The organism is Paracoccus laeviglucosivorans, from assembly GCF_900182695.1.
GTDB lineage: Bacteria > Pseudomonadota > Alphaproteobacteria > Rhodobacterales > Rhodobacteraceae > Paracoccus > Paracoccus laeviglucosivorans.
Map to the genome: position 1 here is coordinate 36,188 of NZ_FXTK01000001.1, position 12,220 is coordinate 48,407.

10 protein-coding genes are annotated in these 12,220 nt (G+C 65.0%); 7 read left to right on the forward strand and 3 right to left on the reverse strand.

Going from position 1 to position 12,220, the window contains the following annotated elements:
- The first annotated feature begins 143 nt into the window (after nt 1–143).
- From cobS to FN835_RS00225, 5 genes are all read left to right on the forward strand, one after another.
- Nucleotides 144–1,118, forward strand: a complete 975-nt coding sequence (cobS, locus tag FN835_RS00205) for a cobaltochelatase subunit CobS (RefSeq protein WP_142661177.1) — start codon at nt 144–146, stop codon at nt 1,116–1,118.
- Nucleotides 1,118–1,654, forward strand: coding sequence for a hypothetical protein (locus tag FN835_RS00210; protein WP_221930376.1), 537 nt, complete (start codon nt 1,118–1,120; stop codon nt 1,652–1,654). The genes cobS and FN835_RS00210 overlap by 1 nt, the downstream gene beginning before the upstream one ends.
- Nucleotides 1,655–1,656: 2 nt before the next feature.
- Nucleotides 1,657–3,525: a cobaltochelatase subunit CobT gene (cobT, locus tag FN835_RS00215; protein WP_142661178.1), complete on the forward strand. Its 1,869-nt coding sequence runs from the start codon at nt 1,657–1,659 to the stop codon at nt 3,523–3,525.
- Nucleotides 3,526–3,602: 77 nt separating this feature from the next.
- Complete coding sequence (gene epsE, locus FN835_RS00220; protein ID WP_142661179.1) at nt 3,603–4,862, forward strand: exopolysaccharide biosynthesis GT4 family glycosyltransferase EpsE; 1,260 nt, start codon at nt 3,603–3,605, stop codon at nt 4,860–4,862.
- 10 nt (nt 4,863–4,872) lie between these two features.
- Nucleotides 4,873–6,684 carry an aminopeptidase P family protein gene (locus tag FN835_RS00225; RefSeq protein ID WP_142661180.1) on the forward strand — a complete coding sequence of 604 codons (1,812 nt, stop codon included), beginning with the start codon at nt 4,873–4,875 and terminating at the stop codon, nt 6,682–6,684.
- Between the two features lie 110 nt (nt 6,685–6,794).
- On the opposite strand, the gene FN835_RS00230 is transcribed toward FN835_RS00225, so the two are convergent.
- Nucleotides 6,795–7,862 (reverse strand): DUF475 domain-containing protein, encoded by a 1,068-nt coding sequence (locus tag FN835_RS00230; RefSeq protein WP_142661181.1) that lies wholly within the window; start codon nt 7,860–7,862, stop codon nt 6,795–6,797.
- A gap of 119 nt (nt 7,863–7,981) precedes the next feature.
- On the opposite strand from FN835_RS00230, the gene FN835_RS00235 reads away from it, so the two are divergent.
- Nucleotides 7,982–8,662, forward strand: coding sequence for a DUF1045 domain-containing protein (locus tag FN835_RS00235; protein ID WP_185958532.1), 681 nt, complete (start codon nt 7,982–7,984; stop codon nt 8,660–8,662).
- Here FN835_RS00235 and FN835_RS00240 read toward each other — a convergent pair.
- Nucleotides 8,659–9,618 (reverse strand): magnesium transporter CorA family protein, encoded by a 960-nt coding sequence (locus FN835_RS00240; protein WP_142661183.1) that lies wholly within the window; start codon nt 9,616–9,618, stop codon nt 8,659–8,661. The two genes, FN835_RS00235 and FN835_RS00240, sit on opposite strands and share 4 nt — an antisense overlap.
- 156 nt (nt 9,619–9,774) lie before the next feature.
- On the opposite strand from FN835_RS00240, the gene FN835_RS00245 reads away from it, so the two are divergent.
- Nucleotides 9,775–10,911, forward strand: coding sequence for an amidohydrolase family protein (locus FN835_RS00245; protein WP_185958533.1), 1,137 nt, complete (start codon nt 9,775–9,777; stop codon nt 10,909–10,911).
- 29 nt (nt 10,912–10,940) lie between these two features.
- Here FN835_RS00245 and FN835_RS00250 read toward each other — a convergent pair whose 3' ends face one another.
- A complete protein-coding gene (locus FN835_RS00250) occupies nt 10,941–12,164 on the reverse strand; it encodes a glycerate kinase type-2 family protein (protein WP_142661185.1) in 1,224 nt (407 codons plus the stop codon).
- Between the last annotated feature and the right edge of the window lie 56 nt (nt 12,165–12,220).

Consider the following 12,220-nt stretch of genomic DNA (forward strand, 5'->3'; position numbering starts at 1 on the left):
TTCCGGTGGTCGGTTCAATCTAGGCGCCACCTTTGGGCGGGTCAACGAAACCGCACGGCGGTATTCCGCCCACGCCCGAGACGCTTGCACGTCACCCGCAAATGCGCGAACAAGTCTTTCGTTGCGAGGAAAGGGCCCCGAGGATGCTGGACGTGAACGCCAAACCCACCGAAGAGATCGACCTGCGCGAGGTTTTCGGCCTCGACAGCGACATGAAGGTGAAGGGCTTTGCCGACCGAACCGAACGTGTCCCCGAGATCGACACCACCTATAAGTTCGACCCCGACACCACGATGGCGATTCTGGCGGGCTTTGCCTATAACCGCCGCGTGATGATCCAGGGCTATCACGGCACGGGGAAATCCACGCATATCGAACAGATCGCCGCGCGCCTGAACTGGCCCTGCGTGCGGGTGAACCTTGACAGCCATGTCAGCCGGATCGACCTGATCGGCAAGGACGCGATCAAGCTGGTCGATGGCAAGCAGGTCACGACATTCCACGAGGGCATCCTGCCTTGGGCGCTGCGCAACCCGACCGCCATCGTCTTCGACGAATATGACGCGGGCCGCGCCGACGTGATGTTCGTGATCCAGCGCGTGCTGGAGGCCGACGGCAAGCTGACCCTGCTGGACCAGAACGAGGTCATCACGCCGAACCCCTATTTCCGCCTGTTCGCGACCGCCAACACCGTGGGTCTGGGCGACACGACCGGCCTTTACCACGGCACGCAGCAGATCAACCAAGGCCAGATGGACCGCTGGTCGCTGGTCTCGACGCTGAACTATCTGTCGCATGACGCCGAGGCCGCGATCGTTCTGGCCAAGAACCCGACCTACAACACCGAAAAGGGCCGCAAGATCATCAACCAGATGGTGACCTTGGCCGACCTGACCCGCACTGCCTTCATGCAGGGCGACTTGTCCACGGTCATGTCGCCGCGCACGGTGATCGCATGGGCGCAGAACTCGCGCATCTTTGGCGACAATGTGGGCTATGCCTTCCGCCTGACCTTCCTGAACAAGTGTGATGAGCTGGAGCGCCAGACGGTCGCCGAGTTCTATCAGCGCCTGTTCGACGAGGAACTGCCGGAAAGCGCGGCGGTCAAGGCGGGGTGATGAACGCGATAGATGCCACAACAATGACTGGTGCCGCAGGCGAGCATCTGGTCATGTCGCGGCTTCTATCGCGCGGATATATCGCCGCTCTGGCACCTCAGGGCGTCCCCAACTTTGACATCGTGGTTACCTCGGTGGAAGGCACACAGCTTTGTGCCTTTCAGGTAAAAACGCGGTGGGACAAGGGCAGCGATGGCGGCTGGCATATGAGGCAGAAGCATGAAAGCCTGAGAAACCCTCGGATTTTCTATTGCTTCGTCGATCTTGGCAAAACTGCATCTGCATCTGCGTCGGTGCATGTTATTCCAAGCGCGACTGTCGCCGATGTGGTTCAGATCAGCCATGCAACTTGGCTTTCCAAGCCCGGAGCGCGCGGGCAAAAGCGTAACGATTCAAGTATTCGTCGCCTTTTGCCCGACTACGAAAGGCTAATGGGTCCCGAAACACCCTATCGACTGGGATGGCTGGACCGGTATCTTGAAAATTGGGATCAGGTGGCTGCAATAGCGCAACCGGCTCCTGCAATCGAAAAATAGCCATGAAAAAATCCGACAACCCCGCCGATCCGTTCAAGAAAGCCCTGACCGAGGCCACGCGTGCCCTGTCTCAGGACCACGAACTGAACGTGACCTTCAGCGCCGACCCCTCGGGCGTCTCGGGCGATACCATGCGCCTGCCGCAGGTCAGCCGCCGCATGACGCGGGACGAGGTGCTGATGGCGCGGGGCACGGCGGATGCGCTGGCGATGAAGCGCCGCCACCACGACACCGCGACGCATCTGAAATACGCCCCCACCGGCCCGATGGCGCGCGACCTTTACGAAGCGATGGAAACCGCGCGTTGCGAGGCGCTGGGGGCCCGCGACATGCCCGGCGCGCTGTCCAATATCGACGCCAAGCTGGGACAGGAAGCCGACCGCAAGGGTTACGGCCAGATCAAGTCGGCCACCGATGCGCCGCTGTCGGTCGCGGCGGGCTATCTGCTGCGGCAGGCAGCGACGGGGCGGAAACTGCCACCCTCGGCCCAGCATGTCGCCGATCTGTGGCAGCCCTTCGTCGAGGAACAGGCGGGCGGCACGCTGGACAATCTGGCCCATTCGCTGACCGATCAGGCGGCGTTCGCGCGGCTGGCGCGGCAGGTAATCTCGGACCTTGGCTATGGCGATCAGTTGGGCGAAGACCCCGACCAGCCGCAGGAAGACGAGGCCGAGGACAACGCCGAGCAAGATGAGGAAGCGGGCGACAACCAGTCCAACGATCAGGAACAGGGCGAAGACGCCGAAGCCTCGCCCGAGCGCACGCAGGAACAGACGCAGGACGAACGTCAGGCTCAGGTCAGCATGGATGACATGGCCGACGAGGAAATGGCCGATGAGGCCGAGATGTCCGAGGCCGACACGCCCCCCGACATGCCGCCTCCGGTCAGCGAAGCCAGCGCGGATTACAAGGTCTATACGCAGGAATTCGACGAGGAGATCCGCGCCGAAGACCTTGCCGATCCCGCCGAACTGGAACGGCTGCGCGCCTATCTGGACAAGCAGCTTGAGCCCTTGCGCGGGGCCGTGTCGCGGCTGGCCAACAAATTGCAGCGCCGCTTGCAGGCCCAGCAGAACCGCAGCTGGGAATTCGACAAGGAGGAGGGCGTGCTGGATGCAGGCCGCCTTGCCCGCGTCGTCGCGAACCCGACCACGCCCCTGTCCTTCAAGGTCGAGAAGGATACCGAGTTCCGCGATACGGTGGTGACGCTGCTGCTGGACAACTCGGGTTCGATGCGCGGACGTCCGATCAGCATCGCGGCGATCTGCGCCGATGTTCTGGCGCGCACGCTGGAACGGTCGCAGGTCAAGGTCGAAATCCTTGGCTTTACCACCCGCGCGTGGAAAGGCGGCATGAGCCGCGAGAAATGGCTGACCGAAGGGCGTCAGGCCCATCCGGGGCGGCTGAACGACCTGCGCCACATCATCTACAAGGCGGCGGATGCGCCGTGGCGGCGCGTGCGCCCCAACCTTGGCCTGATGATGAAGGAAGGGCTGCTGAAAGAAAACATCGACGGCGAGGCGCTGGAATGGGCGCATAAGCGTCTGGTCAAGCGCCCCGAACAGCGCCGCATCCTGATGGTGATCTCGGACGGGGCGCCGGTCGATGACAGCACGCTGTCGGTCAATCCGGCGAACTATCTGGAAAAGCACCTGCGCGACGTGATCGCCATGATCGAAAAGCGCAAGCAGGTGGAACTGCTGGCCATCGGCATCGGCCATGACGTGACGCGCTATTACCAGCGCGCCGTTACCATCACCGATGCCGAACAGCTTGCGGGCGCCATGACCGAACAGCTTGCCGCGTTGTTCGAAAGCGATGCACGCAAGCGCGCGCGGGCCATGGGCAATTCCAGTCGCCGCGCGGGATAAGGCAGACCTGACGGGATCGCTTGATTGGCCGTCCGCCTCGTGCGACCAATCGGACGACCCGTTTTGGAGGCTCGGACTTGTTGCGCATTGGTTTCTTCATTCCCGAATTTCCGGGCCAGACCCATATCTTTTTATGGCGCGAACGGCAGGCATTGGCCGAACTGGGCGTCGATGCCGACCTGATCTCGACCCGCCCGCCGCCGCGCAAGGTCGCCTCGCACAGCTGGACTGCCGAGGCGCAGGGCCGCACCCGCTATCTGACGCCGATTTCGGCAGGCGATGCGGCAAAAGCGGTGGGCGAAATGCTGCGCTCGCCAACCGGGACGCTGCGGGGACTGTCGGCGGCGATGACGGCCGAAACGCATGGCGGTGCCAAAGGCCGCGCGCGGATGCTGGGGCTTTTGCTGATGGGTGCCCGGCTGAAGCGGATCGCGCGCGAACAGGGCTGGCATCACGTGCATGTCCATAGCTGCGCGGACAGTCTGAACATCGCCATGCTGGCCGAAAGGCTGGGCGGGCCCAGCTACAGCCTGACCCTGCACGGCCCGACGCTGGAAGGATATGGACCGAACCAACGCCAGAAATGGCGACATGCGCGGTTCGCGACCATCATATCGCGGTTGCTGACGCGCGTGGCGCAGCAGGAGATCGGCACCGATCTGCCGGGCTTCGTGAACCTTGCGCCGATGGGCGTGGATTTGTCGCAGATCAAGCGATCCACGCCCTGGCAACCGCCCGCCGCCGGTGGCCCGGTCCGCATCTTTTCCTGCGGGCGGCTGAACGCGGTCAAGGGCCATGATCACCTGATCGAGACGATCGGACAATTGCGCGCCCGCGGCATCGACGCACGGCTGGAAATCGCCGGAGAGGACGAACAGGGCGGCAGCGGCTATCGCCAGCATCTTGAGGGCATCATCCGCGCCAAGGGACTGTCGGACGCAGTGACCTTGCTGGGCGCAATCAATGAAACCGCCGTGCGCGACGCGCTTGAGCGGGCGCATATTTTCGCGCTGGCCAGCCTGAACGAAGGCATCTCGGTCGCGATCATGGAGGCGATGGCGATGGAGATGCCGGTCGTCGTCACCGATGTCGGCGGCAATCACGAACTGATCGAAAGCGGGCGCGACGCCGTTCTGGTGCCGCCCGAACAGCCTGCCGTGATGACCGAGGCCATTGCCGCGCTGATCGCTGATCCTGACCATGCCGCACGGCTGGCGCAGGCGTCACGCGCGCGTATCGCCGCAGAATTTCACCACCGCCGCAGCGCCGAGGCCGTCGCCGAGGGGCTGCGCCACACCCTGCCCGGCGCCCAGGCCGCGCTGGCAAATACCGCCTGAAAGCAGACCCATGTTCCAGACCTATGACAGCCAATCCGACCCTGCCCGCCATGTGCCGCGCCTGCAGGCTTTGCGCAGCGCGCTGACCGCGCGCAAGCTGGACGGTTTTCTTGTGCCCCGCGCCGACGCGCATCAGGGCGAATATGTCAGCGCCCGCGATGCCCGCCTGGCATGGCTGACCGGCTTTACCGGCAGCGCGGGTTTCTGCATCGTGACGGCGGAACGCGCCGGGGTGTTCATCGACGGGCGCTATCGCGTGCAGGTCAAGGCCGAGGTCGATCTGACGCATTTCACCCCCGTCGCATGGCCCGAGGTGAAGGCGGCCGAATGGCTGCGCGAAGCCCTGGCCGAAGGCGGGCGCATCGGCTTTGATCCGTGGCTGCATACCCGTCGCGAAATTCGCGAGCTGGAAAAGGCGCTTGCGGGCTCGGGGATTGGCCTGCATCCGGTGCAAGGCAATCCCGTCGATGCGATCTGGGCCGACCAGCCCGATGCGCCGATCGGTGCGGTGCGGCTATGGTCCGATGCGCTGGCGGGCGAGACAGCGGCGGAAAAGCGCGCCCGCATCGCCGCGATGTTGCGCGATGCCGATCAGCAGGCCGCCGTGCTGACGCTGCCGGATTCGATTTCGTGGCTTTTGAACATCCGGGGGGCGGATGTGCCCAAGAACCCGGTCGTGCAAGCCTTTGCCATCATCGAGGAAGACGGCCGCGTCGCCGTCTTCACCAACCCCGCGAAATTCGGACCCGAGGTGCGGGCCGCGCTTGGTAACGAAGTTTCGATCCTGCCATTCGACGCATTGACGGTCGCGCTGACCAATCTGGGTGGCCCCGTCCGCGTCGATCCGGCCACCGCGCCGGAACAGGTGTTTCGCCTGATCGAAAGCATGAGCACCCCGATCTCGGAAGAGGTCGATCCGGTGATCATGCCCAAGGCCGTCAAGAACGAGGCCGAGATCGGCGGCATGCGTGCCGCCCATCTGCGCGACGGCGCGGCCATCGTCGAGCTGCTTTGCTGGCTGGACGCCCGCGCGGCAGAGCTTGATGCCCAACCACTGACCGAGATCGCCGTCGCCAGAAAGCTGGAGGCGTTGCGCGCCGCGCAAGGCATTCTGGATATCAGCTTCGACACGATCCTTGGATCGGGTCCGAACGGCGCCATCGTGCATTACCGCGTGACCGATGCCACCGACCGCCGCATCCGGCCCGGCGACGTGCTGCTGGTCGATTCCGGCGGGCAATATGGAGACGGAACCACCGATATTACCCGCACGCTGCCGATGGGGCCGGTCGATGCCAAGGTGCGTCATCCCTATACGCGCGTGCTGCAGGGCATGATCGCCATGTCGCGGGCGCGGTTTCCCCATGGCGTGGCGGGCTGTCACATCGACGCACTGGCGCGCGCGCCGCTGTGGTCGGACGGCATGGATTACGACCACGGCACGGGACATGGCGTCGGTGCCGGGCTGTCGGTGCATGAAGGCCCGGTGCGGCTGTCGCGCGTGTCGGACATCCCCTTGCGTGCCGGCATGATCCTGTCCAATGAGCCGGGATATTACCGCGAAGGCGAATTCGGCATCCGCATCGAAAACCTGATCGTCGTGCGCGAAGCGGGCAACCCGGATGGACGCGATATGCTGGGCTTCGAGACACTGACCCTTGCCCCGATCGACCAGCGCCTGATCGAGCCTGGCCTGATGTCGGCAAGCGAACGCGACTGGTTGGACGCCTATCATGCGCGGGTGCGTGACGAGATCGGCCCGCTGGTTTCGTCCGAGGCGCGGGAATGGCTGGTTGCGGCTACGCAGCCGTTGACGGTCTGAGCCAGACGCCCGGCGCCGCAAGGGTTTCCGCGTTCCGTTTTGGGTATTTTTAGAACTAAGAAGTCACAAAGGGCCGCGCGGAATGCGGCCCTTTGCTGTTTGGGCGGTGGTCAATCGGTATGCGTCTCGGCTTCCTCGGGGTGGGCGCGGCGCCATGCCAATGAGTTCACGAAGGCCACGCCGATGAAGCACGCGCCCAGAAGCCCGGTGATGTATTCCGGGATGGGGCGCAGGGTTTGGACGAACATGATGATCGACAGCACGAAGATCGACCAGAACGCGCCATGTTCCAGAAAGCGGAACTGCGCCAAGGTGCCCTTTTCCACCAGCATCACCGTCATCGAGCGCACATACATCGCGCCGATGCCCAGGCCGATGGCGATCAGAAACAGGTTCTGGGTCAGGGCGAATGCCCCGATCACGCCGTCAAAGCTGAACGAAGCGTCCAGCACTTCCAGATACAGGAACGCGCCGAAGCCGCCGCGCGCCATGTCACCCGCAGAGATGTCGCCCCCGCCCCAGCGGTCCAGCACATGGCCGAGCGCATCGACCAGCAGATAGGTGATGACGCCCCATGTGGCCGCGACGATGAAGGTATGTTCCTTTTCATCGGGCAGGAAATGCAGGATCACCATCATGCAGACCAGCACGAAGCCGACTTCCATTCCGCGGATCTCGCCGATCTTGAGCAGGGCCTGTTCGATCCAGCCGATCCAGTGGACGTCCTTGCTTTGGTCGAAGAAGTAGTTCAGCGCCACCAGCATCAGGAAAGCGCCGCCGAAGCCCGCGATGGGCAGATGCGCTTCGTGGATGATCGAGGCGTATTCCTGCGGCTGGGTGGCGGCAAGGCGCACGGCCTCGATGGGGCCAAGCCGCGCTGCGATGACCACGATCAGCAGCGGGAAAAGCACTCGCATCCCGAAGACCGCGATGATGATGCCCCATGTCAGGAAGCGCCGCTGCCAGACGGGGGTCATCTGCTTGAGCTTGTTGGCGTTGACGATGGCATTGTCGAATGACAGCGAGATTTCCAGCACCGCCAGCACGGCAGCGATCAGGAAAAAGGAAAGCGCGCCCGCCTGCGTGCCGGAATATTGCCAGCCGATAAAGGCGGCAAGCGCCAGCCCCAGCCCTGTCACAATGAAGGGCCATGTCATGTAGCGGATTGTGGATTTCATCTGGGCGTCCCTGGATTGTGGACCTGCTGCGTCAGCCATAAGGTCGCGGCACAGCGCGGGCAAGCCAAAGCCGCGCATTTCAGGCGGGATGCAGCCATGCGATGGCCAAGGAGCGAGCGATGAATTTCCGGCGTTATGCGATCTATCACCTGCCGGGCGGCGATCTGGGGGCGTTCGGCGCGGCATGGCTGGGCTGGGATGTTCGCGCCGGAACCACGCCATCCCGTCCCGATGTGCCGGGCCTGCCGGGGGACGCGGCAGCAATGACCGCGCCCCCCATGCGCTATGGCTTTCACGCCACGATCAAGGCGCCCTTCCGGCTGGCGGAGGGGCATGAGGCCGCCGACGTGATCCGTCGGGCCGAGATGATCTGCGACCATCTGGCACCCTTTGCCCTGCCGCTGGAACTGCGCTGCGATCACGGCTTCGTCGCGCTGCGCCCCGTGGTTCAGCCGCCCGAGTTGATGGCGCTGGAACAGGCATTGGTGACGCGGCTGGACGATCTGCGCGCGCCGCTGACACCTGCGGAATACGAACGTCGCAAGCCTGACGCCCTGCCCGGCAAGGCCCGCGCGCATCTGGATCACTGGGGCTATCCTTGGGTGCTGGACCTGTTCAACTATCACCTGACGCTGTCAAGCAACATGCCCGCCGACCGCGCGCAGGATCTGAGGCTGGCCCTGACCCCTGCCCTGGCTGCGCTGATTGCCCAGCCCATGCCTGTTACCGACATCGCACTGGTCGGCGAGGATGAGGAAGGCCGTTTTCACCACATCGCGGATGTGCCGCTGCGAGGTTAAAGCCAGTCCTTCCATTTCAGCAACACCAGAACGGCGGCGACCGAACAGACCATCAGCGCCAGCGCCATGGGGAAGCCAAGGCTCCATTGCAGGGCCGGAATGCGGTCGAAGTTCATGCCGTAGATGCTGGCGATCAACGTGGGCGGCAGGAACAGCGCCGTCATCACCGACAGGATGCGGACCCGTTCGTTTTGCTGCAGCCCGATCATCCCCATCGTGGCGTCGATGGTCATGCCGATGCGCGAGGTCAGAAAGTCCGCATGAACCTCAAGCGCCTGAATGTCGCGCTGCAGGGCGGTGCGCAGCGCGCGCGTGCCGTGCGCATCCGGGCGAGACGCGGTGTTGCTGGCATGATAGACCAGAATGCGGTCCATCGACAAAAGCCCCATGCGGATACGGCCCATCAGCTCGGCCTGCTGGCCGATCGTCATCAACGCGGTTTCCAGAAAATCCGAATTGCTGGGCGACGTCTTGCGCAACACGCGCGCGGCCGTGGTGTCCAGAACCTTGCTGACGTTTTCCGAGATGTCGGCCAGACGGCCCACGATCTCCTCGACCAATCCCAGAAACACCCGCTCGGGCGAAGCGCAGCCGCTGCTGGATCGGTCTGCGCGCGTTGGAAACGTCTCGAACGGGCGCGGGGCATGGTGGCGCACGGTGATCAGTTGCGTTGGGCCAAGGATGAATGTCACCGGCATCGCCGCACTTTCGCCATTGGGTAACTGGCCGGGCAGGACGCCCGTCATGTAGATCTTGCCGCTTTCGGTATAAAGCCGGTTCGAGATCTCGATCTCTTCCATGTCGTCCAGCGTCGGCACTTCGTAGCCAAGCGCCGAAACGGCCTGAACCTGCGAATCCAGCGGACGATACAGGTCGATCCAGATGGCCTGCGCCAGATCCTGATCGTTGGCCAGCGGGGCAAGCCCCGCACCGGCGCTGACATAGGCGTAAAGCATGCCGTCCCCTTATCGCTGGCGGTCGCGCGTGACCCTGCGCAGACTGTTGCAAATCGTCAACCCCGCAGGCGTTCGCGATGCGATCCGTCCGAAATGTCACTTGCGTTTCACACGTCACGGGCAAGATGTGAATATCCACCGGCCTTAGGTTGTTCGATGCCATATTTGCCCCCCATGCGCCTGACAGGCGCCACCATTCTTCGCGAGGGCGAGTTGCGCCAGCGCTCGGTGGCGATTTCGCGCGGGCGGATCAGCAAAGGGCCGCTGCCGGGCGTGGATATGGATGGATACCTGATCCTGCCGGGCATCGTCGATCTGCTTTTCGCTGCCCCCGCCGGGACCGAACCCGCGCTGCGCCTGCGCAATGCCACAACGACGGCCGCGCGGGCGGGTATCACCACCGCATGGATCACGCCCTCATGGGGTTGGGACGCCAGCCATAACAGCCCCGAAGCGGCAGAAGCCCTGCTGCGTGCCGTTCGTCCGGGCCGTGCGCCCGACCTGCGCATGGGCCTGCGCATCGAAAGCTATCGCACCGACAGCACGCAGGCGCTGGTCGATCTGGCGCAGTCGCTGCGGCTGGAACTGGCATGGTTCGAAAGTGATTTCGCCCGGCTGCAGGAATTGCAGCGTCACGACTCGGATCAGTTTCAGACCGAAGCCGCGCAGCTGGGGGTCGATCCCGAAGTGCTGTCGCAGGCATTGGAGGGCGCTGCCGAACGGCGCCGCGAAGTGCCGCGCCACCTGTGCAGGCTGGCCGAGGGGTTCGATGACATCCGCGCCCGTTACGGCAGCATCGGCGACACGGGCGGCGCCATGCGCGAAACCCATTCGATGATCGGCGCGGGCCTTGCCGCCTGCCCCATCGCCCATTCCGCCGCCGCCGCTGCGCGCGCCATGGGCGACCCGGTGCTGCTTTCCGCCCAGCAAGAGGACCGGCTGCGCGATCTGCTGCGCGGCGGTCTGGGCGATGCCATCGTCTCGGACGGTGCGCCTGATCGGCTGGTGCCGCTGGCCATGTCGCTGGCCGGTCCCGATCTGGCCGGTCTGCCGCGCATCTGGTCCCTGCTGTCGTCGCGTCCCGCAGATATCATGCGGCTGGCCGATCGCGGCAGGCTGGATCACGGCTGCCGCGCCGATCTGGTCATCGTGTCGCGCAGCACCGGCGCGGTCGAGGTCACGATCAGCGACGGCCAACTGACGCATCTTAGCGGCGAGGCGCGCGAACGCTTTCTGCAAGCCTCGCTTTCGCCTGTGCGCGGCGGCGACATGCTACGGATTGCCGCCGAATAAGGCAGGCCGCATAAGGTTGGTTGCGCGGGTCAGGCCCGCGCAAGCACCGCCAGATCGGCCACGTTCGTGCCTGTCGCCCCCGTCATCACCAGTGCATCGCCCGCAGCCAAGGCCGGGGTCGAATCGTTGTCAGCCAGCGCAGCCGCAGGATCGATCCCGCCTGCACGGATCGCGGCCAGCGTAGCAGGGCCGACCAGCCCGCCTGCCGCATCGCCCGGCCCATCGCGCCCGTCGCTGCCGACCGAAGCAAAGGCCCAGTCGAAATCCACAGGCTCAGCCTCGGCCAGCATGGCCAGTCGCAGCGCCAATTCCTGGTTTCGCCCGCCCATACCGCTGCCGGTCAGCTTGACCGTGGTTTCCCCGCCCATCGCCAGCGCCTGACCGGGGCGGAGATCGCGCGCAAGGCTCCAGATGCGGCGCGCGCAATCCTGCACGTCGCCATCCAGATCAGGACCGGCATCGGCCCCTTGCGCCAGCATCGCGGCCACCGAAATGCCGTTCGAACCGACAAGGATGTTGCGTGCCTGCGGCAAGGCACGGCGGTCTTCGGGGGTCAGCAACGCTTTGCAGGCGCTGTCGGGCATCCGGTCCCAGATACCCAGCTCCCGCGCCAGATCGGCGGCTTGCGCGCGGCTGCCGACGGGCGCCACGGTCGGCCCCGAGGCAATCACACGCAGATCGTCGCCCGGCACATCGGACAGGATCAGCGCCGTGACGGGGGCCTGCGACACGCGCAGCCAACCGCCACCTTTCAGCCGCGACAGGCCCTGTCGGATCAGGTTGACCTGCGCAATATCCGCACCCGAGGCCAGCAGCAGCTTGTTCACCGCCTGTTTGTCGGCCAGCGTCATCCCCGCCGCCGGCGCGGGCAGCATGGCCGAGCCGCCGCCGGAAATCAGCGCCAGCACCCGATCCTCGGCCCCCACGGCACGCAGGCGCGCCTCGACCTCATCTGCTGCCGCAGCGCCTTCGTCATCGGGTTGGGGATGGCCTGCGCGCATCACCTTGGCCCCGGTCAGGGGCGTGTCGTTTCCGGCATTGGTCACGACCAGCGTTTCGGCGCCCGGCAGCGCCGCGAGCGCGGCTTCGGCCATGCTGCGCGCGGCCTTGCCAAGCGCGATGATCTGCCACCGGCCCCCGGCTTCGGGCGGGCTTTCCAGTGCCTGCGCCATGCCGCGGCGCACGGCGCTGGCGGGATCGGCTGCGGCGATGCCCGCACGGATCAGCGCCATGGCGCGTTCTGCGGGCTGCATCAGCCCACCCATGCATCAAGGCGCGGCGACGCGGCGCGCGAACAGGTCGGCAGCAA